Annotated in this window: 21 protein-coding genes; 15 read left to right on the top strand and 6 right to left on the bottom strand. The window is 41.3% G+C overall.

Translation table 11 applies throughout. The features are described 5' to 3' along the window. Positions 1-5: 5 nt before the first annotated feature. Positions 6-1,274 carry a type IX secretion system plug protein gene (locus NBH14_RS09420; RefSeq protein WP_186959384.1) on the bottom strand — a complete coding sequence of 423 codons (1,269 nt, stop codon included), beginning with the start codon at positions 1,272-1,274 and terminating at the stop codon, positions 6-8. A 132-nt stretch (positions 1,275-1,406) separates the two neighbouring features. Between NBH14_RS09420 and NBH14_RS09425 the strand changes: the two genes are divergently transcribed. The 7 genes from NBH14_RS09425 to NBH14_RS09455 all read left to right on the top strand — a co-directional run bounded on the left by NBH14_RS09425 (position 1,407) and on the right by NBH14_RS09455 (position 7,827). Further along, complete coding sequence (locus tag NBH14_RS09425; RefSeq protein ID WP_186959341.1) at positions 1,407-2,756, top strand: Na(+)-translocating NADH-quinone reductase subunit A; 1,350 nt, start codon at positions 1,407-1,409, stop codon at positions 2,754-2,756. A gap of 22 nt (positions 2,757-2,778) precedes the next feature. Further along, positions 2,779-3,987, top strand: a complete 1,209-nt coding sequence (locus tag NBH14_RS09430) for an NADH:ubiquinone reductase (Na(+)-transporting) subunit B (RefSeq protein ID WP_186959340.1) — start codon at positions 2,779-2,781, stop codon at positions 3,985-3,987. 8 nt (positions 3,988-3,995) lie between these two features. After that, a complete protein-coding gene (nqrC, locus tag NBH14_RS09435; RefSeq protein WP_186959339.1) occupies positions 3,996-4,793 on the top strand; it encodes an NADH:ubiquinone reductase (Na(+)-transporting) subunit C in 798 nt (265 codons plus the stop codon). A 4-nt stretch (positions 4,794-4,797) separates the two neighbouring features. Next, complete coding sequence (locus NBH14_RS09440) at positions 4,798-5,427, top strand: NADH:ubiquinone reductase (Na(+)-transporting) subunit D (protein WP_186959338.1); 630 nt, start codon at positions 4,798-4,800, stop codon at positions 5,425-5,427. A 25-nt stretch (positions 5,428-5,452) separates the two neighbouring features. After that, positions 5,453-6,070 carry an NADH:ubiquinone reductase (Na(+)-transporting) subunit E gene (gene nqrE / locus NBH14_RS09445; RefSeq protein WP_028729401.1) on the top strand — a complete coding sequence of 206 codons (618 nt, stop codon included), beginning with the start codon at positions 5,453-5,455 and terminating at the stop codon, positions 6,068-6,070. A 27-nt stretch (positions 6,071-6,097) separates the two neighbouring features. Further along, positions 6,098-7,387 (top strand): NADH:ubiquinone reductase (Na(+)-transporting) subunit F, encoded by a 1,290-nt coding sequence (gene nqrF / locus NBH14_RS09450; RefSeq protein WP_369982017.1) that lies wholly within the window; start codon positions 6,098-6,100, stop codon positions 7,385-7,387. 257 nt (positions 7,388-7,644) lie between these two features. After that, a complete protein-coding gene (locus NBH14_RS09455; protein ID WP_007656839.1) occupies positions 7,645-7,827 on the top strand; it encodes a hypothetical protein in 183 nt (60 codons plus the stop codon). A gap of 491 nt (positions 7,828-8,318) precedes the next feature. Here NBH14_RS09455 and NBH14_RS09460 read toward each other — a convergent pair whose 3' ends face one another. Continuing rightward, positions 8,319-8,771 (bottom strand): type I restriction enzyme HsdR N-terminal domain-containing protein, encoded by a 453-nt coding sequence (locus tag NBH14_RS09460; RefSeq protein WP_048315716.1) that lies wholly within the window; start codon positions 8,769-8,771, stop codon positions 8,319-8,321. A gap of 58 nt (positions 8,772-8,829) precedes the next feature. Between NBH14_RS09460 and NBH14_RS09465 the strand changes: the two genes are divergently transcribed. The 6 genes from NBH14_RS09465 (at position 8,830) to NBH14_RS09490 (ending at position 16,318) form a co-directional block, all read left to right on the top strand. Beyond that, positions 8,830-9,606, top strand: coding sequence for an AMP nucleosidase (locus NBH14_RS09465; protein ID WP_186959337.1), 777 nt, complete (start codon positions 8,830-8,832; stop codon positions 9,604-9,606). Between the two features lie 16 nt (positions 9,607-9,622). After that, positions 9,623-10,645: a DNA polymerase III subunit delta gene (gene holA, locus NBH14_RS09470; protein WP_128135385.1), complete on the top strand. Its 1,023-nt coding sequence runs from the start codon at positions 9,623-9,625 to the stop codon at positions 10,643-10,645. 891 nt (positions 10,646-11,536) lie between these two features. Then, positions 11,537-11,986 carry a helix-turn-helix domain-containing protein gene (locus NBH14_RS09475; protein ID WP_007656833.1) on the top strand — a complete coding sequence of 150 codons (450 nt, stop codon included), beginning with the start codon at positions 11,537-11,539 and terminating at the stop codon, positions 11,984-11,986. A 63-nt stretch (positions 11,987-12,049) separates the two neighbouring features. Continuing rightward, complete coding sequence (locus NBH14_RS09480; RefSeq protein ID WP_186959336.1) at positions 12,050-12,832, top strand: dihydroorotate dehydrogenase electron transfer subunit; 783 nt, start codon at positions 12,050-12,052, stop codon at positions 12,830-12,832. After that, positions 12,820-13,731 (top strand): dihydroorotate dehydrogenase, encoded by a 912-nt coding sequence (locus tag NBH14_RS09485; RefSeq protein WP_128133366.1) that lies wholly within the window; start codon positions 12,820-12,822, stop codon positions 13,729-13,731. The genes NBH14_RS09480 and NBH14_RS09485 overlap by 13 nt, the downstream gene beginning before the upstream one ends. A 430-nt stretch (positions 13,732-14,161) precedes the next feature. Then, entirely contained in the window at positions 14,162-16,318 is a 2,157-nt protein-coding gene (locus NBH14_RS09490; protein ID WP_128133365.1) for an alpha-galactosidase, read from the top strand. An 83-nt stretch (positions 16,319-16,401) separates the two neighbouring features. Here NBH14_RS09490 and NBH14_RS09495 read toward each other — a convergent pair whose 3' ends face one another. After that, a complete protein-coding gene (locus tag NBH14_RS09495) occupies positions 16,402-17,583 on the bottom strand; it encodes an MFS transporter (protein WP_010803088.1) in 1,182 nt (393 codons plus the stop codon). Positions 17,584-17,720: 137 nt separating this feature from the next. Here NBH14_RS09495 and NBH14_RS09500 point away from each other — a divergent pair, with 137 nt between their 5' ends. Further along, entirely contained in the window at positions 17,721-18,425 is a 705-nt protein-coding gene (locus NBH14_RS09500) for an MgtC/SapB family protein (RefSeq protein WP_007656826.1), read from the top strand. Between the two features lie 4 nt (positions 18,426-18,429). On the opposite strand, the gene NBH14_RS09505 is transcribed toward NBH14_RS09500, so the two are convergent. From NBH14_RS09505 to serB, 3 genes are read right to left on the bottom strand one after another with little or no spacing between them, the layout of a single operon-like run. After that, positions 18,430-18,903 (bottom strand): C-GCAxxG-C-C family protein, encoded by a 474-nt coding sequence (locus NBH14_RS09505; RefSeq protein WP_186959335.1) that lies wholly within the window; start codon positions 18,901-18,903, stop codon positions 18,430-18,432. 16 nt (positions 18,904-18,919) lie between these two features. After that, positions 18,920-19,222, bottom strand: coding sequence for a Dabb family protein (locus tag NBH14_RS09510; RefSeq protein ID WP_007656822.1), 303 nt, complete (start codon positions 19,220-19,222; stop codon positions 18,920-18,922). Positions 19,223-19,237: 15 nt separating this feature from the next. Next, a complete protein-coding gene (serB, locus tag NBH14_RS09515) occupies positions 19,238-20,464 on the bottom strand; it encodes a phosphoserine phosphatase SerB (RefSeq protein WP_044246285.1) in 1,227 nt (408 codons plus the stop codon). 155 nt (positions 20,465-20,619) lie between these two features. Between serB and NBH14_RS09520 the strand changes: the two genes are divergently transcribed. Continuing rightward, positions 20,620-21,144 (top strand): hypothetical protein, encoded by a 525-nt coding sequence (locus NBH14_RS09520; RefSeq protein WP_128133364.1) that lies wholly within the window; start codon positions 20,620-20,622, stop codon positions 21,142-21,144. The last annotated feature ends 215 nt before the right edge of the window (positions 21,145-21,359 follow it).

Here is a 21,359-nt window from a genome sequence, read left to right on the forward strand (position 1 = left end):
AGGTTTTAAAATACCTGCATTGCGTTTTTAACACTTGTGACTCCGATTAAACGGTCATATTGCGTTCCCATAGGACGGTAATAGACGTAAATGGTGTATTCGTTTTCCGCCTGGTAATAATTACCTTCTATCGGGCCGGTTTCTCCGACTGTGCTGCCGTTGGGCACGAATAGGTATTGATAATTATAACTTCCTTGTTTCAGGAGTACTACTTTTTCGTACTGGTGGGTTTCAAAGTTATATCCCATTTTACTCTTTTCGTCGAGGACATTGTGGAACAGTTCGCCGTTCAGATAGACATTTCCGTCAAGGAACGGATCGCAGGCCAAAGCGAAATGCACGATACAGTAATCCGCTTCCGTATCCGGGTCGTCACAACTGCTGCAACGGATAAAGAAACGGCCGTCCTGATCCTGATCATACTGATAGGTCTGGTCGCTGCGCTTATGGTCGGTCATTAGTTCTACATTATAATAAGGATTGTGGTACGAAATGCTTTCTATGTGCATCCCGTTATATTTCGTACTCAAAAATTCCATGCGACGGTATTCGTTTCCGGCAGAGAAGATCAGACTGCGGTTGTTTGTGTAACCAATCTGATTTTCAAGAATAGTCGTCGGTTGAAGCCCTGATACGGCATTATCGCGCCGGTTGTCCTGATAGACATGTATTTTCAGGTCTGTTTGCGGATAAGGTATCGGGAAGTTTTTGTTATTGACCGTGAAACTTACCTGTTGGTGAGTCTGGTTCGTATCGATATCCGTATTTCCGCTAACGGAGGCCGAAATGCCGACCATCGGTTCCACAACCGAAAAACAAGCGGTAAGGACTATCTGGTCGGGGATGTCTTCGTTGTAGATCTGCACGGCATAATTTCCCGAAACTTTGAACTGGATGTCCTCATTCGGAAGCAGCAGATTGTAGTTTGTGTACTGCGTTGTGGTGTTAATGGAATTGGCGAAGTCATCTATCGTTAATCCTTGAAAACCACTCATATACTGAATGGGAGAGAGGATGGACCTCTGCCAGTTGGCATCACAATGAATGATAGAATAGGAATAGCGCACGCCTCCCTGTTCCAACGCATCGAAGTTGATCTGGATCTGTTGATCTCCGTTCAGTTCGATATAAGGCTCGGAAATAAACTCTCCGGCCACCTTCACCTGAAGGGTTTTTATCAGCTTGCTGTTAACGTCGGTAAAGTACGTTTGCTGAGCATTGGCCTGCATTGTAGCGGCACAAAACAACAAAAATAGTAAACAATACACTCTCATTTTCATATATCTTTCTTTGACGGTACAAAATTATGGAATTATTTCTCTAATTATTTCTTTAATCCTGCTTTAAAGCATAAAAATTTATGTACTTTTGCGGGAAAATTACATATAAACAATTTTAGTTGTATCATGGCAAATGTGATTAAGATTAAAAAGGGTTTAGACATTAATCTGAAGGGTAAAGCTTCGGAAGTACTGCTAAACGCCGGGAAAAGTGATAGCTATGCTATCGTTCCCGACTATTATAACGGTATTACCCCCAAAGTTGTTGCCAAAGTAGGAGAAAAAGTCAAAGCCGGTTCTGTATTGATGATCGATAAGAACCGCCCGGAGATCAAGTTTGTTTCGCCCGTGAGTGGCGAAGTAACTGCCGTAAACCGAGGAGAGAAGCGTAAAGTGCTTAGCATCGTTGTTAAGCCGGATACGCAGATCGAATATGAAGATTTCGGCAAGAAAAATGTGTCTTCACTGAAGAGTGAAGAGGTAAAAGAAGCCCTGCTCAATGGTGGTATGTGGCCTTTTATCAAACAGCGTCCGTACGATATCGTAGCTACGCCGTCAGATGAACCGCGCGACATTTTCGTGTCGGCTTTCTATTCTGCACCGTTGGCTCCGAATTTCGATTTCATTCTGAAAGGACAGGAAGCTGATTTCCAGACCGGGTTGGATGCATTGGCAAAACTTACCAAAGGTAAAGTGTATGTCGGTGTCAGAAATGGTTCTTCCGTGAACGTGAAAGGAGTTGAAACAGTTGAGTTTGAAGGTCCGCATCCTGCCGGAAACGTAGGTGTGCAGATCAATCATATCAAGCCTGTCAACAAGTCGGAAGTTGTTTGGGTGGTAAACCCGGCAGATGTGATCGTTATTGGTCGCCTGTTCAATAAAGGCGTGGCTGATTTCAGCCGTTTAGTCGTATTAACCGGTTCTGAAACAACAGAAAGAGGTTATATCAAGACTATTTCCGGTTGTACGATCAACAGTCTTGTTTCAGGAAAGATCCTGGAAGGCAAGGAAGATCTCCGTATTATCAGCGGTAATGTGCTGACCGGTACTAAAGTTCGTAAGGATGATTATCTGGGTGCTTATGATAACCAGATCACTGTGATTCCGGAAGGAGACAAAACTTACGACTTCTTTGGTTGGGCAACTCCCGGGTTTGGAAAATACAGTGTAAGTCACTCTTTCTTTACATGGCTGGCTCCTAAAAGCAAAGAGTATGTAATTGATGCCCGTATCAAGGGTGGCAAACGTGCCATGATCATGTCGAATGAATATGAAAAAGTGTTCCCGATGAGCATTTATCCTGAATACCTGTTGAAAGCTATTATCGCTTTCGATATTGATAAAATGGAAAATCTGGGTATTTATGAAGTTGCTCCGGAAGATTTTGCACTTTGCGAGTTTGTTGACACTTCCAAGATCGAGATCCAGAAGATCGTACGTCAGGGATTGGATCTGTTATACAAGGAAATGAATTAATAACATAAAAAATTAGAATACATTGAAAGCGTTAAGGAATTACCTCGACAAGATTAAGCCTACCTTTGAGGAAGGCGGAAAGCTGGCGATGTTCCGTTCTGTATTCGAAGGTGTTGAAACATTCTTATTTGTTCCGAGCACCACTTCGAAATCAGGCGTGCATATTCACGACTATATCGATTCTAAGCGTACCATGACTGTGGTTATTATCGCTTTGTTGCCTGCTTTGCTTTTTGGTATGTACAACGTCGGCTATCAGCACAATCTGGCTGTTGGCACTGATCCGGGATGGTTGATGACCTTCATCTTCGGTTTCCTGGCCGTACTGCCTAAGATTATTGTTTCGTATGTAGTTGGTCTGGGTATCGAGTTTGCTGTTGCCCAGGTGAAAAAAGAAGAAATTCAGGAAGGTTTCCTGGTTTCCGGTATATTGATTCCGATGATTGTTCCCATCGATACTCCGCTGTGGATGATTGCTGTGGCTACGGCTTTTGCAGTTGTTTTCGCCAAGGAAGTATTTGGTGGTACAGGTTACAACGTGTTTAACGTTGCATTGGTTACCCGTGCATTTCTGTTCTTTGCATATCCGGCTGCCATGTCTGGCGACCAGGTATTCGTTCGCACTGCCGATACATTCGGTATGGGTGCCGGACAGGTAGTTGACGGTTTCTCTGGTGCAACACCGCTGGGACAGGTTGCTATCGCCGGTAAAGAAATGATCGGTTCGTTCCAGGCAGTTGACGTATTAGGTCAGCCGATTTCAACTTGGGATATGTTCCTGGGATTGATTCCGGGTTCTATCGGTGAAACTTCCGTACTGGCTATCCTGATCGGTGCTGTGATATTGCTGTACACCGGCATTGCCAGCTGGAAGACAATGGTTTCCGTATTTGTGGGTGGTGCGTTTATGGCTGCCATCTTCAATATGATCGGAACAACGGTTGCTATGTGTGTATCTCCTCTGGATCATTTGTTCTTAGGTGGTTTTGCCTTCGGTGCCGTGTTTATGGCTACAGACCCTGTAACATCTGCCCGTACTGAAACAGGTAAATATATCTATGGTTTCCTTGTAGGTGCTATGGCTATCATTATCCGTGCGTTGAACCCGGGTTATCCTGAAGGTATGATGCTTGCTATCCTGTTGATGAATGTATTTGCTCCGCTGATTGACTATTATGTAGTTGAAGCAAACATTAACAGAAGAATCAATCGTGTAAAACTGAATAAATAAGAAGGAGTATGGCAACTAAAAAATATAAATGTAAAGTTTGCGGTTATATCCACGAAGGAGACAAAGCTCCGGATGTATGCCCTTTATGTGCAGCCCCTTCTTCAGATTTTGAAGAGATCAAACCAGAAAAGAAAGGTGGTATGAACAGAGATAGTAATGCATATACTATAATATATGCATCTGTAATGGTTCTTCTGGTAGCGGTTGTGTTGGCTTTCACTTCACAGTCACTGAGAAGTTTCCAGAAAAAGAACGAAGATAACGACAAACGTCAGCAGATTTTGCGTTCAATCAATGTATCGGTTCCGGCCAGCGAAGCTGAAACTAAATATAATGAATTGATCAAGGATGCTTTCCTTGTTAATGAGAACGGTGAGAAAGTTGAAGGTGACGCATTTACTGCCACACCCGAACAGCATCCTGTATTTGTTGCCAACGTAGACGGCAAGACTAAATACATCATGGCTCTTTCTGGTGCTGGTTTGTGGGGCCCTCTGTGGGGATATTTGTCTGTAGATGACAACAAGGATACGATTTTTGGTACTGACTTCAGCCATGCCGGTGAAACTCCGGGTCTGGGTGCTGAAATTTCCAAACCTCAGTTCAGCAATGAATTCAAAGGTAAAAAGCTGTTTGCAAACGGTCAGTTTAAATCTGTAGCCATTGTTAAGCCGGGTAAGAGTGTTGCCGGTCAGGACTACGTGGACGGTATTTCAGGTGGTACGATTACCAGCCAGGGAGTTGACAAGATGTTGTTCAACAGCCTGAACGGTTATGTTAAGTTTTTAACCTCACAAAATCAGTAAGAAGATGGGATTATTATCAAGTAAGAATAAAGAAGTGTTGTTAGGCCCGTTGAGCAAGAACAACCCCGTTATCGTACAGATGCTGGGTATTTGTTCTGCACTGGCTGTAACATCCAAACTTGAGCCGTCTATTGTAATGGGACTTTCCGTGACGGCTGTTGTGGCTTTTGCCAATGTGATTATTTCGTTACTGCGTAATACAATTCCTAACCGTATCCGTATTATCGTACAGTTGGTTGTTGTTGCTGCGCTGGTAACTATCGTAAGTGAAGTATTGAAAGCATTTGCCTATGACGTAAATAAGCAGCTTTCCGTGTTCGTTGGTCTGATCATTACCAACTGTATCCTGATGGGACGTCTGGAAGCATTCGCCCTGGGTAACGGTCCGTGGGAATCTTTCCTGGACGGTATCGGTAATGGTCTTGGATATGGTTTGATTCTGGTGATCGTTGGTTTCTTCCGCGAATTGCTGGGTTCAGGTACGCTACTTGGATTCCAGGTGATTCCGCAGGCTTTCTACGACTTCGGCTATGTAAACAATGGTTTGATGATCCTGCCTCCTATGGCTTTGATCGTAATCGCCGTGATTATATGGGTTCACCGTTCAAAGAACAAAGAACTTCAAGAAAATTAATGCAAACTATTAAACGAATAATAGAATGGAAGAATATTTAAGCACGTTTGTCCGCTCGATCTTCGTAGACAACATGATTTTCGCATACTATCTGGGTATGTGTTCTTTCCTGGCTGTTTCCAAGAACGTAAAGACTGCTTTAGGATTGGGTATGGCTGTAACGTTCATCCTGGTATGTACGTTACCGATCAACTATATGCTCGAAAATTATATTTTGAAAGAAGGCGCCATGAGTTGGTTGGGCGCTGAATATGCAGGTGTGAACCTGAGTTTCCTTTCGCTGATCATTTTCATTGCCATCATCGCTTCATTTACGCAGTTGGTTGAAATGGTTGTAGAAAAGTTTGCTCCGGCCCTGTATGCTTCTCTGGGTATCTTCTTGCCGCTGATCGCTGTGAACTGTGCGATTCTGGGTGGATCTCTGTTTATGCAGCAGAAAGCATTCTCTAATGTAGGAGTTGCTACTGTATACGGTTTGGGTTCTGGTATCGGTTGGATGCTGGCTATCGTTGGTATGGCTGCAATCCGCGAAAAATTAGCTTATTCAGATATTCCAAAGCCTTTGAAAGGTCTGGGTATCACCTTTATCATTACCGGTCTGATGGGTATGGCATTTATGTGCTTCTCCGGACTTAAGATCTAAGTATTAACGCATTAAACAAAAATAAAGATGATTATATTAATGTCGGGCGGACTTACCATTGCAGTGGGAGCGGTTGTATTCCTGGTGATTACACTGATCCTTGTAGGTGCGCTTTTATTTGCGAAAGCAAAATTAATACCATCGGGCAATGTGAGGATGGTTGTTAACGGAGAGAAGGAATACGACGTTCCTATCGGGGGAACCGTATTGAATACACTTCAGAGCGAAGGTATTTTCCTGTCATCTGCTTGTGGTGGTAGCGGTAGCTGCGGACAGTGTCGTTGCCAGGTGCCGGAAGGTGGCGGAAACATTCTTCCTACGGAAGTTGGTTTCTTTTCCCGTAAGCAGATCAAGGATCATTGGAGACTGGGATGTCAGACGAAGATAAAAGAAGATATCAAAATCAAAGTTCCTGATGAAGTATTCGGTGTAAAAGAATGGGAATGCGAAGTGATCAGCAACAAGAACGTGGCTACTTTTATCAAGGAGTTTATCGTGGCATTGCCTAAGGGTGAACACATGGATTTCGTTCCGGGTTCTTATGCCCAGATCAAGATTCCTGCATATACAATGGATTATGACAAGGATATCGATAAAGACTTGATCGGTGAAGGTTACCTGCCGGCATGGAAGAACTTCGGTTTGTTCGGCTTGAAGTGCCAGAACACCGAACCGACTATCCGTGCTTACTCAATGGCGAACTATCCTGCTGAAGGCGACCGTATCATGTTGACTGTACGTATCGCTACTCCTCCTTTCAAACCGAGAGAACAGGGTCCTGGATTCCAGGATGTAATGCCGGGTATCGCTTCTTCTTATATCTTTACCCTGAAACCGGGTGACAAGGTAACAATGAGCGGTCCTTACGGTGATTTCCATCCGATCTTCGACTCAGGAAGAGAAATGATGTGGGTCGGCGGTGGTGCCGGTATGGCTCCGTTGCGTGCTCAGATTATGCACATGACTAAGACACTGAAGACTACAGATCGCAAGATGTCTTATTTCTATGGTGCACGTGCTTTGAACGAAGTGTTCTATCTGGAGGACTTCCTGGAAATAGAAAAAGAATTCCCGAATTTCACATTCCACCTGGCGCTTGACCGTCCTGATCCAGCTGCTGATGCAGCCGGAGTAAAATATACAGCCGGTTTCGTTCATCAGGTAATTTACGATACTTATCTGAAGGATCACGAAGCTCCGGAAGATATCGAATACTACATGTGTGGTCCGGGCCCGATGTCGAAAGCTGTAGAAAATATGCTTGACAATCTGGGTGTACCTCGTGAAATGTTACATTTCGATGACTTCGGTGCATAATTGAAAGGTCGATTATAGATCTACATAACGGAAAGGGAGGAAAATTAAAGTTTTCTTCCCTTTTTTCTTTTCTGTTCTATTTATTAAAAAGCTATATAAAATACATATACCCAATTTATTATATAGTTCTGAAACCTGAATTTCAACAAATTTTCTATAGAAAAACGAATAAAATGTACTTTCCTATGTAATATCATGCAGCATTTTTCGTTCTTATTACATCTTAGCTAATAGAGACATAAAAATTGAGCAAGATTATGAAGCCGTTGATTTTATCTTTTTTTGCAGTCATACTGGGTTACTCTCTTCTTTTCAATGAAAAAGAAGAAATCAGCCAGCCGATCCATGGGATTGATAATTCAGTGTATATCCATAAAGCGGATACGCCGAGAATCGATTCTATCGCTATCTATCATAACAGAACCGCTTCTGTTTTATAAAAAATACTCCTAATAGCAATATTTATTCTGTAAATGTTTGTTTATTAAATAAATATTGCTATGTTTGTTCCGTATAATTGTTAACATACGGAAATGCTATACCAGTTTATTACTATATATACTTCTGAATTTTGGATGACAATGCTCCTGGGAGTGTTGGTTTTTTTGTGTTTGCCTGTTGTCACAGGTGAAATAAGCAAGTTTTTTCAAACTGATAATGCGACCCGATTAATTCCGGTTGCTTCCGATTCTGTTTTTGCGGGGGAACAGGAAGGAACAACTGAATATAAGGTCTGCATGATGCCTCATATATTTCAAACTAAATTTTTGATAAGGAATTACAGTCACTGGTTGGGTTGACGAACCCTTATCCGGCAACCATACGTTGAAGGATAAGGGGAGATGCTTTGTGTAAAAAATGTAATACTTGTTTATCTGTCTGTTTTCAGGTAAATAAGAATAAAGCTATTGTCTCTTCTTATCTATTTTTCTCATTCCAGCTCTTTATATTCAGGGATACCTTCCAGAAAAGAATAAGTGAGATTTTCGTAGTCTATTTTACAGCAGAAATGGCTGATGCCGTTGCTGACTGCGAGGTAACGTACATGCAGCACCATGTTGTAACGTACTATCTGGTCGAATACAGCACTCGTTATCTCAATGGAGGGGGCTTTGTACTCTACGATCATTAAAGGGGCTAAAAAACGGTTGTATGCGACTGAATCGCATCGTTTGGATGTTCCGTTTAATTTTAATGGAACTTCATTTGCCAATAGTTCTTTGGGATATCCTTTATGCGTAATCAGGTAATTTACAAAGTGTTGGCGGACCCATTCTTCAGGAGTCAGTGCAACATATTTGCGGCGTACGGGATCGAATATAGTGTGTTTCCCGTCTTTTTCCTTTACTTTCGCAGCGAATGTTGGTAAGTTTAATGACAGCATTTATTATATTTGTCGTTTATATTATACACAATAATTATACCCTCAAAGGTAATGATTTATGAAAACAAAACAAGAAATCGTTGAAAATTGGCTACCTCGTTATACGGAACGTAAGCTGGAAGATTTTGATAAGTATATACTACTCACGAACTTTACCAAATACGTAGAACTATTTGCCGAGAATTTTAATGTTCCTATACTCGGACTGAAAAGCTCGATGCCGAATGCCTCGGCCGAAGGTATTACTATCATTAATTTCGGCATGGGAAGTGCAAATGCTGCAACGATCATGGATCTTTTATCGGCTGTAACCCCCAAGGCCGTGCTGTTTCTGGGAAAATGCGGAGGATTGAAAACTGCTAATAATCTGGGAGACTATGTTCTTCCGATTGCAGCGATCCGTGGAGAAGGAACTTCCAATGAATATTTGCCGCCGGAGGTGCCGTCGCTTCCCGCTTTTTCCATGTTGCGTGCCATCTCTTCTGCCGTCCGCGACCAGGGAAAAGATTACTGGACCGGGACGATTTATACAACCAACCGGCGTGTCTGGGAATATGATACGGCATTCAAAGATTATCTGAAGCGGACACATGCGACCGGCATAGATATGGAGACCGCCACATTACTCACTGCCGGCTTTGCAAACAAGATTCCGACCGGTGCTTTACTGATGATCTCGGATAAGCCGATGGAGGAAGACGGTGTAAAAACAGAAGCCAGCGACCGTATCGTTACCCGTAGCTTTGCTCCGGAACATGTGAGATTGGGTATTGAAGCACTCCATCAGATCATAGATGAGAAGAAAACGGTACGCCACATCCGTTTTAGTTGGTAATAATTAAGTCTTTATTATGGCAAAAAAAGAAAATACGTTTGAAGAAATATGCCGGGATATCGTGGCCAAGAAGTTCCAGCCCGTTTATATATTAATGGGTGAAGAGCCTTTCTTTATGGACCGGATAACAGATCTGCTTATTGAAAATGTGCTTGCCGAATCCGAGCGCGACTTTAATCAGATGATTATGTATGGGGCGGACACGGATGCGGCTATGATTATAAATGCAGCCCGCCGGTTTCCGATGATGTCGGAATATCAGTTGGTGGTTGTGCGGGAAGCCCAGTTGGTCCGTGATATAGAATTGCTGACCAACTATGTGAAAAATCCGCTTAAGTCGACTGTGCTGGTTGTTAACTATAAGTATAAAAATCTGGACAGGCGGAAAACATTGGCCGCTGCAACCGAAAAGAACGGGATTCTATTCGAATCGAAAAAGATTCCGGATTATAAAATGCCGGGGTTTATCGTCTCATTTATGCAGCAACGTTCCATAGGAATCGATCAGAAGGCCGCCCAAATGCTCTCAGACTTCCTTGGAAACGATTTAAGCCGTCTAAGTAAGGAATTGGACAAGCTGGCGTTGATCTTGCCTGAAAAGGCTCCAAAACGCGTCACTCCGGAACTGATAGAACAGAATATAGGAATCAGTAAAGAATACAATAACTTTGAGTTAATAAAAGCACTTGCTGTAAAGGATGTTTTAAAAGCAAACCGGATTGCCCAGTACTTTGAAAAGAACCCCAAGAGTAATCCTATACAGATGACCCTTCCTGTAATTTTTAATTATTTTTCCAACCTGTTGATTTGTTATTATACGAAAGACAGATCGGAAACCGGATTGATGACAGCCTTAGGATTAAGAGGAACTTTTCAGGTAAAAGATTATATGACCGGATTGAGAAATTATCCGGCTATGAAAGTTTTTAATCTGATAAGTGATATCCGAACTACCGATGCCAGATCGAAAGGGGTAGATAATTCTTCCGCATCTGATGCTGATCTACTCAAGGAATTATTATATAAAATTCTTCATTAGCATAAAATGTACTTAACAATAGAAAAACTGCATGTGTCGCTGAAAATTTGAATTAGTGCACATGCAGTTTTTGTTTTTTATCGTTATTTCTCTGGAATGCTCGGATTTACGAACCTTCAAAATGACCTTCTTTATTTTGTTTTTCAATAACTTAGTTTACATTTTACCCCTCTGAGAATTCAATATTTCTTTCTTCCCGTATAATTGTTCACAAATATCACGAAAAAATCAAGTTTTAGAGTGAAGGATACAAAAGTATCCGCTTTCTTCCTGAATTATTCACATAGGATAGGACAAATTGTCAGAAACATTTTTCAATAGTGTATTGCCTGTTTACAGCAATAACAGATATATGTACTGTAACATTTGTGTCGGATCAGATGTGTTTACGTAAATAAAACAAGCGCGTTACTTATGTATCTATAGTGGCATAAATACAAATGTAACCAATATACATTACTAATATAAATCAATAAAAATAGGTTTAAATACTGTCATTGCAAATATGTATGATAAAATATCAAAACCCAGCCTGTTATCTAATTAAATTAATCGTTTACATTAATTTATGGCAATATTCTCGTATATAAATGTGAAATAGAAGTCATTTTAGCTAAAATAATAAGCCTTAATCACCTATATAACAGGTTTTTATTTAATAAAATCATCAATGTTACTTTAATCTCTTTTAGAAGCTTGTTATAGGGGTTTACAAAAGTATGCGCCACATTATTATACTACACGTTACAAATGTATCTGTATATGATTATAAAAATAAATTGCACAATTGGAAATAATGATTTATATTTGTATCAGTATATAATTCTATACTATATTCATGTAAACAGACAGATTGGCAGTGATTTTTGGTAAATAAATCGTATTTTGGTAATGAAAGAACGTATTTTAGCAGTAATGGAACACGAAGGATTGACTCCTTCTAAATTTGCCGAAGCAATCGGTATCCAACGTTCGGCTATGTCGCATATTATATCCGGCAGAAATAATCCGAGCCTGGATGTACTAATTAAAATATTGGAACGGTTTACATACGTAGACTCCGATTGGCTTTTATTTGGTAAAGGCACTATGATGCGTGAACATGTGTTAACTGAGCCCAATTTGTTTACAAATACGACGATAATTCCGTCCAACGTACAAGATTCTCCCGAATATCGCAAGGAAATTAGGGTTGAAACACCTGTAAACACTACTAAACAGCCTGTTATTGAACAGATTGTATGTCAGGATAAGCCATCCAGAAATGTGAGCAAAATAATGATATTCTATTCAGATAATACGTTTGAGACTTTTACCCCCGAAAAAAACAAGAAAGACTAACCCAACATTGCTATATACATCTTATTCATGTATCTTTGTATAGAAATTGAGTAATCATATTATATGAAGAAGTACATGTTAGATATGAAGGTAACTGAAAACAACCGCCTTCATAAAAATTATTGCCTGCTAAAGTTAACCTGCGACGACACTTTGCCGGAAATGCTTCCCGGCCAGTTCGTTCAGGTGCTCGTGGATAACTCTCCTACAACATTTCTTCGCCGGCCTATTTCAATCAACTTTGTAGATAAAACAACCAACGAATTGTGGTTGCTTATCCAATTAGTTGGAGATGGAACGCGTCGTATGGCAGAATACCGCCCCGGAGATATTGTAAATATCATGTTGCCATTGGGTAACAGCTTTACAATTCCTGCCAGTGAAGATAAAAATCAGAAATTACTGCTTATTGGCGGTGGTGTCGGTACTGCTCCGATGCTATGCCTGGGATCAGCTTTGAAGAACGCCGGTTTTGAACCGGTATTTCTGTTGGGAGCCCGTTCAAAGGATGATGTGTTGCAGTTGGATGAGTTTGCGAAGATAGGAACTGTTCACATAACTACCGAAGACGGCACTTTGGGTGAAAAAGGTTATGTAACAAATCATTCCGTATTGAAAAATGTTCATTTTGACCGGATTTATACATGTGGACCGAAACCGATGATGGTAGCTGTTGCCAAATATGCCGCCGCCGAATCGATCACATGCGAAGTCTCACTGGAAAATACAATGGCTTGTGGTATAGGTGCTTGCCTATGCTGTGTGGAGAATACCCAAGAAGGTCATGTATGTGTTTGTACTGAAGGTCCCGTATTTAATATAGAGAAATTGAGATGGCTGAATTAAATGTAAACATAGGAAATTTGCAGTTAAAAAACCCGGTAATGACTGCTTCGGGTACATTTGGATACGGAGTCGAATATTCCGACTTTATGGATATTTCAAGACTGGGTGGTATTTTTGTAAAAGGAACAACCATCCAACCACGTGAAGGAAATCTGTATCCCCGCATGGCGGAAACTCCTTCTGGAATGTTAAATGCGGTAGGCCTGCAAAATAAAGGAGCACAATATTTCGTCGATCATATCTATCCTGCTATTAAGGATATTAATACACATATGATCGTAAATGTGAGCGGTTCGTCGGTGGAAACATACGTGGAATGTGCAGAAAAAATAGCTGAACTGGATAAAATTCCGGCTATCGAACTTAACATTTCCTGCCCGAATGTGAAGCAAGGTGGTATGGCTTTCGGGGTTACAACCTGTGGTGCTGCCGAGGTTGTGAAAGCTGTCCGCAAGGTTTATCCCAAGACCCTTATTGTAAAACTTTCTCCTAATGTGACCGACATTACCGAGATTGCAAAAGCAGTCGAAGCCGAAGGTGCCGACTCTGTTTCACTTATCAATACCATGCTTGGCATGGCCATTGACGCAGAGAAACGTAAACCTATATTATCTACAATAACCGGTGGCCTTTCCGGTCCTTGTGTAAAGCCGGTTGCCCTGCGTATGGTATGGCAAACTTACAAGGCAGTTAAGATTCCTATCATCGGTTTGGGAGGTATTTCCAACTGGAAAGATGCCGTCGAGTTTATGCTGGCCGGAGCTACTGCCATACAGATTGGAACCTATAATTTTATAGATCCGACTGTTTCTGTAAAAGTGATTGATGGCATGAATGAATACCTGGACAGACATGGATTCAAATCCGCCAAAGAACTTATAGGGGCTTTGGATGTATAAAACTATTGATTAAATAGAAAGATATCCTTGTTTTATTTGACAAAAAAAGGGACTTATTATTTATCCAATCCGGGTGTTACCGACAGATACACCCGGGTGTAACCATAGTCGACATCCGGGTCTCAAAGTACCTGACACCCGGGTGTCAATTTGTTTTAATACCTACCTTTGTCAAAAAAGACAATAGGTTTCATGAAAAATACAAGTATCATCGGATAACTGACTACACTAATGATTCCACTGGTTATATCCTGAAAAGCATGACAGTTGTATGATAGTATAATGATAGTTTTATGATAGTTGAAGGATGTTTTCTTGCTGTGTAAACCTTTAGTAAACAGTAAGATGTAGGAAAAGTATGATAGTATGATAGTTGTTTTCAATTTTCAAGTAGAGTAAATACGTATTGTAAACCAAGTAAAATAATGAAATGAAAAACAAATTATTTCTTTTAATCTGCCTGATTGTTATATCTATATCGTTGAGAGCCAACGATAAAACAGTTATTCCTATTACAACGGACAATATCAGTCTGATTTATAAAGTAGGTAATAACGGGCGTTTGTACCAATCATATGTAGGGCAAAAGCTCCGTTTTAATAGTGATATCGACCAGTTGCCTATGCTTGGCGAGGCTTATATCACACATGGTATGGAAGATTATTTCGAACCGGCTATCCGGATATTGCACAATGACGGCAATCCTTCCCTGTTGCTGAAGTATGTATCTTACAAAACCAGCGATTTGCAACCGGGTGTTACGGAAACCGTTATTAAACTGAAAGATGACGTTTATCCCGTAACGGTTGATCTTCATTTTATTGCTTATGCCAAAGAAAATATAATCAAAACGTATACCGAGATATCTCATCAGGAGAAGAAGCCGGTTATGCTTTATAATTATGCATCTTCGCTGCTTCATCTGAACGGTGGTAAATATTTTCTGACAGAATTTGCCGGAGACTGGGCACATGAAGTCAACATGACGGAACAACAGCTTTCATTTGGTAAAAAAGTATTGGATACTAAGTTGGGAAGCCGTGCCAATATGTTCAATTCGCCTTTCTTTTTACTGGCACTGAATGAGGAATCAAAGGAAAATGAAGGGGAAGTCCTTTTCGGAACCATTGGTTGGACGGGGAATTTCCGTTTTACTTTTGAGGTGGATAATTTGAATAATTTGCGTATCCTTTCCGGTATAAACAACTATGCTTCAGAATATTCATTGAAGCCGCAGGATATATTCCGGACTCCTGAGTTTATCTTTACTTTCAGTGCGGAAGGGAAAGGAAAAGCAAGCCGCGACTTCCATAAATGGGCCCGTAAATATCAGGTAAAAGACGGCGATAAACCGCGTATGACTTTGCTGAATAACTGGGAAGCTACTTATTTCGATTTTAATGAAGACAAGCTGGTCGATATTATGGACGAAGCCAAATCGCTGGGAGTTGATATGTTCCTGTTGGACGACGGATGGTTTGCCAATAAATATCCTCGTAGCAGTGACCGTCAGGGCTTGGGTGACTGGGATGAAACAGTGACGAAGTTGCCGAACGGTATCGGTAAACTGGTGAAAGAAGCAACCGGTAAAGGTATAAAATTCGGATTATGGATTGAGCCGGAGATGGTGAATCCAAAAAGCGAACTCTATGAAAAACATAAGGATTGGATAATCCATCTGCCGAACAGAGATGAATATTATTTCAGAAATCAAATGGTATTGGACCTTAGTAATCCGAAAGTTCAGGATTATGTATTTGGAATTGTAGACAATCTGATGACGAAATATCCGGGTATCGCTTATTTTAAATGGGATTGCAACAGTCCGATTACCAATATTTATTCTCCTTATCTGAAAGATCAGCAGTCTCATTTATATATTGAACATGTAAAAGGATTGTATAATGTTTTGGAACGTGTAAAAGCCAAATATCCGAACCTGCCGATGATGCTTTGCTCCGGTGGTGGCGGACGTTCTGATTATGAAGCGTTGAAATACTTCACTGAGTTCTGGCCGAGCGATAATACGGATCCGATAGAACGTATCTTCATCCAGTGGGGGTATTCTCATTTCTTCCCTTCCAAAACAATGGCTGCCCATGTGACAAGCTGGAATAAGAATGCCAGCGTGAAATTCCGTACGGATGTTGCGATGATGGGTAAATTGGGTTTTGATATCCGTATTCATGATATGACTCCGGCAGAACAGGAATATTGCAAAGGGGCGGTGAAGAATTTCAATCGTTTGGGTAACGCTATTCTGGATGGTGACCTGTATCGTCTGGTATCTCCTTACGAAGGAAATCATTCTGCTGTGATGTATGTGAATGAAGCGACGGATAAGGCTGTTCTTTTTGCTTTCGATATCCATCCCCGATATGCAGAGACGTTGCAACCTGTACGTTTGCAGGGATTGTCTCCGGAAGCTCAGTATGAGATAAAAGAGATCAATTTGCTCCCGGATACCAAATCTATATTAAAATGTAACGGAAAGACATATTCCGGTGAATATCTGATGAAAGTCGGTATTCCGGTATTTTCCGGTAGACAATTGGCTAGCCGGGTGATTGAAATATCGAAAAAATAAAAGGATATATCCATAATAGAAAACGGAGAGGCTTGATAAATAAGTCTCTCCGTTTTTTTCTACGGATATGGATAAGCGTATTTTTATATCTTCTTTGCGGATAATAAAGTAACCAATAGAGAAGCACAGCAAAGAAATACTCCTACACCGGCAGTCCCGGCCCATCCAAACAGCTGCCAGGCCGTTCCGGAAAGAAAAGTTCCCAACGAACCTCCGACAAAATAGGTTGTCATAAATATAGTATTAACCCGGTTGGAGGCAGCCGGGCATAATTCGAAAATGCTTGATTGGTTACTTAACTGGATGCATTGCATGCCAATATCTATAATAATTATGCCGGCTATGATAGAGGTATAAAAGTTTCCTCCGAAATAAAGTAATAACCAGGCTAGCAGTATCAAACCGCATCCCCAGAAATTAAAAGCTCTGACTCCCACTTTCCTGACATATTTTCCAACCAACGAGGCCGACATGGCCCCGGCTACGCCGCAAAGTCCCAACATACCAACCACATCGCTGTTTGCAAAGAAAGGTGCTTGTCCCATTTTGAATGCCAGACACGACCACATAGCCAGAAAAGAACCGAAAGCCAATCCTGACCGGACAGCATAAATCCGTAAAGCCGGATAATCCTTTACTAAGGATAGAAGAGATTTCATGAGGTCGGCGTATTTTCCTTTAAAAGTAGGGCGTATATCCGGCAAAACGGTAACTACTACGATGCTGCACACAACCATCAGTACGGCAGCAATATAATACATTTCACGCCAGCCGAACAATTCTCCGACCACTCCGCTAATGACCCGTGAAACCAATATTCCGGATAATAATCCTGAAACGACCAGCCCTACGTTACGTCCTTTGTTTTCCGGTTTTGAATAAATGGCGGCGATGGGTATGAATATTTGTGGTATTACCGAACAAATGCCTGTAAATAATGAAGCAGTCAGGATTATATGAATGTTGGGCGCTGTGGCGATGCATAAAAGTGAAAGTACCAAAAGAGCAAAATTGGTGACGATTATCTTTTTACGTTTATACATATCTGCCAGTGGCACAACGAATAACAATCCTAAAGCATAACCAATCTGTGTAACCATAGCAATCAGATTGGTCGTAAATTCAGATACGTCGAGATCATGCCGTATCATATTTAAAAGAGGCTGGTTATAATATAGATTGGCGACCGAAATACCGGCAACAATGGATAATGTCCAGAGGATCAAAGGTGGAAGTCCACCGTTTTCTTTCAATGTTTGTTTCATAAGCTGTCTTTTAAGCCGGCAAATTTACCCTAAATAATTGAAAACATAAAGCCTTTTTTTAAAGGGATACAGCTTGTGAAGTATATAGGGATATTCAAATAAATAGTTATATTTGCCAATAAATAAAGAAGAAAAATATGATTGACCAAATTAATGATATATTACAGAACACAACTATAACTCCGACTACTGCGGCTGTGAAATTATTAGTCAGTTTCTTTTTAGGTGCGATTATTGGTGTGGAGCGCCAGTTTCGCCGCCGGGAAGCCGGAATGCGAACCTTTACATTGATCTGTATGGGGTCGGCAGCAGCCATGCTGATATCTATCTGGATACCGCAATGTTATCCTAACTTCCTGAATGGTGATCCCGGACGTATTGCTGCCCAGGTACTTACTGGTATCGGTTTTTTGGGTGCCGGGGCTATTATGCAAAGCCATGGGAGTATTCATGGGTTGACAACAGCGGCTTGTATCTGGGTTGTTGCCGTGATCGGTCTGGCCGTGGGAGCGGGGATGTATGTTCCGGCATTGATTGGGACAGGCCTTACATTAGTTATATTGGTTAGCCTTGAAAGACTTGAAAAAAGGATGTTCCTGAATGGGGTAAATAAGATCCTGACGATTATTTGTACGACCGCAACTCCTGATTTGAAAGCTGTCCGCAAAATTCTTGAATCAAAGAACATTTATATTGTAAGTGTTTCCTTTGAATCTATTTATGAACAGAACAAGTCTATCATAACCTATAAAGTGAATGTGAAAGCCCAGTCGTCTTATATGAATTTATTCAGTGAGATCAGGACATTGGGATATGTTTCTCAAATAAGATTGATGGCCTGAGCCATCAATCCAATTCGTTTTTCAGCATTCGTCCTGCTATACGGGCTGCATCTTCCACATATTTACTACAAGGACGTTTTGCATAATATTCAGCCGTTCTTGCAGAAGGTTCCGGAGCAGTCTGGCTGGCTTCTGCGGCAGGCAAAAGGCTGCGGCAAATGATCGTACCATGCTTTTCCTTGAACAGGTCGGACATCTTTTGAACCATTGCATAGTTCTTTGCCCGGGCTTCCTGATCCTGTTGGTCCAATACCGGATATTTGAATCCAGCCAGCATAGCCATGGCACTGACCGTTCCGCATACCTCTCGCATCCGGCCAACGCCACCGCCAAAAGATACGGACATCTTCTTTGCCATATCCAGGTTCAGTTCAAAAACATCCGAATAAGCCAGGAATACCGACTGCGCACAGTTGTATCCCGACTCAAAATTTTGAACGGCAATTTTTACACGTTCTTCAATATCAAACTCCTTCATAAAAGAGAAGTGTTATTTAGAATTCATAATCAACACACGCTCTGTCGGCTTTTACCGGGCCGATAATCCCTTTTGAAACAGCTACGTGTTCAGGGTGGTTGGCATATGTCTTTACATCTTCGAGCGAATCGAGTTCTGTAGTCAGGATAACATCCCAGGTTTCTTCGGGGTTAATATTGAAATCGACACGGATCAAACGTAAAACATCGATCTTGTCGATCAACGCTTCCAGACCTGTTTTGATTTCCTGCATTTTTGCCAGTTTATCGGCAGGAGTTGCAAACTCCGTCAGCTTAAACATTACAATGTGTCTTACCATAAACGCTTTAATTAATTACATTTGTTCGTCCAAATAGGAATCTTTGTATCCCAGGAAATATAAAATACCATCCAGACCGATCGTGGAGATGGACTGCTTGGCTGTTTCTTTTACTTTTGGTTTGGCATGGAAAGCGATACCTAACCCGGCAATGCTGATCATCGGCAGGTCGTTTGCCCCGTCACCAACAGCTACGGTCTGACGGATATCGACATTCTCAACCTGAGCGATCAGGCGGAGTAGTTCTGCTTTCCGCTTGCCATCTACGATATCTCCGACATAACGTCCTGTCAGCTTTCCGTCTTCAACTTCAAGCTCATTGGCATATACATAATCAATATTGTATTTCTGTTTCAAGTAGTTGCCGAAATAAGTGAATCCACCGGAGAGGATAGCGATCTTGAAACCTACCTTTTTAAGGATACGCATCAAACGGTCGACACCTTCCGTAATGGGCAAGTTTTCGGCAATCTCCTGCATAACAGAGACATCCAATCCTTTTAATAAGGCACAACGTTGGCGGAAACTTTCGCTGAAATCTATTTCTCCCCGCATAGCAGATTCGGTAATCGCTTTGACCTGATCGCCGACACCGGCACGAACAGCCAACTCATCGATTACTTCAGTCTCAATAAGAGTTGAGTCCATATCGAAACAGATAAGACGACGCATACGGCGATACATGCTGTCTTCCTGAAAAGAAATATCCATTACCTGTTCGGCCGAGAGCTTCATGAACTCTGCCTTCATCAACTCTTTGTCGCGAGGAGTTCCACGCACAGAGAATTCGACGCTGGCTTTGGGGGTACGGGCATCTTCATCCAAAGGAATACGGCCGGTCAGACGTTTGATGTCATCTATATTCATTCCCTGTTCGGCAACGACACGGGTTACGCCCGCTATCTGTCTGGCAGTTAACTTTCTTCCCAGAATAGTGATGATATAACGGTTCTTTCCCTGCATATCAACCCATTTCCTGTATTTTTGCTCCGTGATCGGATTAAAACGGATATTTACATCCAGTTCATAGCTTTTAAAAAGTAACTCTTTCAGGATATCTCCGGAATTGCCTTCGCAACTCTGGAAAAGAATTCCCAGTGATAAGTTGTCATGGATATCAGCCTGGCCGATATCGAGAATCACCGCATTATTCTTTGCCAGTATCTCTGTCAGGGCGGCAGTAACCCCCGGACGGTCGGCTCCGTTTATATTTATCAGTATAATTTCGTCTTTTTGTCCCATGTTTTTTGTTTTATAAGGCAAAGGTAAATAAGTTATATGCAAATAATGGCATTTAGATAAACAAAAATTCAAATGAAATTGTTATTTTTACAGAGACGTTATATTTAATTTAGAACCTGGCAACCTTAATAAGTCCTGACTGGCAGGCAAATGAGATGAAGATTCAGTTTGAAATTAAGGAAAAGCTGCCTGAGATTATTGCCGAAGTACGGCATTCAGACAAATGGCAAACAACAGTAGTGGAAAAAACGCATGGCCTGGAGAGGGTTACTATCAAAGACCCTAATTATGATTCAGAAGCTTGTATCGAGATCTGGGAACATGAGATTCACGTCCGTACGGCATGGTCAAATTACACCTACCGTGTTTTTAAACGGGGTGATTCTTGCTGGTGCGAGTATATCGGAGCCTACAGAGGACTGCTGGAGCAGACCTTACTCCCTACATTGACTCCTAAAATGAACATTCTTGATTCGGTAGTTATTGAAAGTTCGTTGACAGGTAATAAAAAAGAAACATTGCGAACCTACAGTTCGGAAAACCTCAAACTGAAGAACTTCCGTCGCGATAATTTCAAAGAAGAGTATAACAGAACATCATTACAGGACCATCCAACAATTGTTTATGATGAATATATCAAGGAAGGGATGCCGATGCCTTCGCCGTATGATGATAAGTAAAATAAAAAAGCCCGGTTTCAAGCCGGGTTTTTTATTTTCGGATTCTCTTTACCGGAAAGCAGTTGAATTAGGTTTAATTTGAAGAAAGGTGAAAGATTATTCGTATTTATCCCTGTTCCTAATCCTAAATTTATGTTATAAAGCAACCGTTTTAGTGGATTTTCATGCGATAAAACATATAAAAAATCTTGCTTTTTAGTCGATTTATGTTATAT

Source organism: Parabacteroides caecihominis (assembly GCF_023656785.1).
Classification (GTDB): Bacteria; Bacteroidota; Bacteroidia; order Bacteroidales; family Tannerellaceae; genus Parabacteroides; species Parabacteroides segnis.

Coding starts and splice junctions, on each gene's coding strand:
- NBH14_RS09490 (WP_128133365.1), top strand. CDS start 14,162: ATGAAAAACAAATTATTTCTTTTAATCTGCCTGATTGTTATATCTATA.
- NBH14_RS09520 (WP_128133364.1), top strand. CDS start 20,620: ATGAAGATTCAGTTTGAAATTAAGGAAAAGCTGCCTGAGATTATTGCC.
- NBH14_RS09495 (WP_010803088.1), bottom strand. CDS start 17,583: ATGAAACAAACATTGAAAGAAAACGGTGGACTTCCACCTTTGATCCTC.
- nqrE (WP_028729401.1), top strand. CDS start 5,453: ATGGAAGAATATTTAAGCACGTTTGTCCGCTCGATCTTCGTAGACAAC.
- NBH14_RS09500 (WP_007656826.1), top strand. CDS start 17,721: ATGATTGACCAAATTAATGATATATTACAGAACACAACTATAACTCCG.
- NBH14_RS09505 (WP_186959335.1), bottom strand. CDS start 18,903: ATGAAGGAGTTTGATATTGAAGAACGTGTAAAAATTGCCGTTCAAAAT.
- NBH14_RS09465 (WP_186959337.1), top strand. CDS start 8,830: ATGAAAACAAAACAAGAAATCGTTGAAAATTGGCTACCTCGTTATACG.
- nqrF (WP_369982017.1), top strand. CDS start 6,098: ATGATTATATTAATGTCGGGCGGACTTACCATTGCAGTGGGAGCGGTT.
- NBH14_RS09485 (WP_128133366.1), top strand. CDS start 12,820: ATGGCTGAATTAAATGTAAACATAGGAAATTTGCAGTTAAAAAACCCG.
- serB (WP_044246285.1), bottom strand. CDS start 20,464: ATGGGACAAAAAGACGAAATTATACTGATAAATATAAACGGAGCCGAC.
- holA (WP_128135385.1), top strand. CDS start 9,623: ATGGCAAAAAAAGAAAATACGTTTGAAGAAATATGCCGGGATATCGTG.
- NBH14_RS09440 (WP_186959338.1), top strand. CDS start 4,798: ATGGGATTATTATCAAGTAAGAATAAAGAAGTGTTGTTAGGCCCGTTG.
- NBH14_RS09425 (WP_186959341.1), top strand. CDS start 1,407: ATGGCAAATGTGATTAAGATTAAAAAGGGTTTAGACATTAATCTGAAG.
- NBH14_RS09455 (WP_007656839.1), top strand. CDS start 7,645: ATGAAGCCGTTGATTTTATCTTTTTTTGCAGTCATACTGGGTTACTCT.
- nqrC (WP_186959339.1), top strand. CDS start 3,996: ATGGCAACTAAAAAATATAAATGTAAAGTTTGCGGTTATATCCACGAA.
- NBH14_RS09460 (WP_048315716.1), bottom strand. CDS start 8,771: ATGCTGTCATTAAACTTACCAACATTCGCTGCGAAAGTAAAGGAAAAA.
- NBH14_RS09475 (WP_007656833.1), top strand. CDS start 11,537: ATGAAAGAACGTATTTTAGCAGTAATGGAACACGAAGGATTGACTCCT.
- NBH14_RS09510 (WP_007656822.1), bottom strand. CDS start 19,222: ATGGTAAGACACATTGTAATGTTTAAGCTGACGGAGTTTGCAACTCCT.
- NBH14_RS09420 (WP_186959384.1), bottom strand. CDS start 1,274: ATGAGAGTGTATTGTTTACTATTTTTGTTGTTTTGTGCCGCTACAATG.
- NBH14_RS09480 (WP_186959336.1), top strand. CDS start 12,050: ATGAAGAAGTACATGTTAGATATGAAGGTAACTGAAAACAACCGCCTT.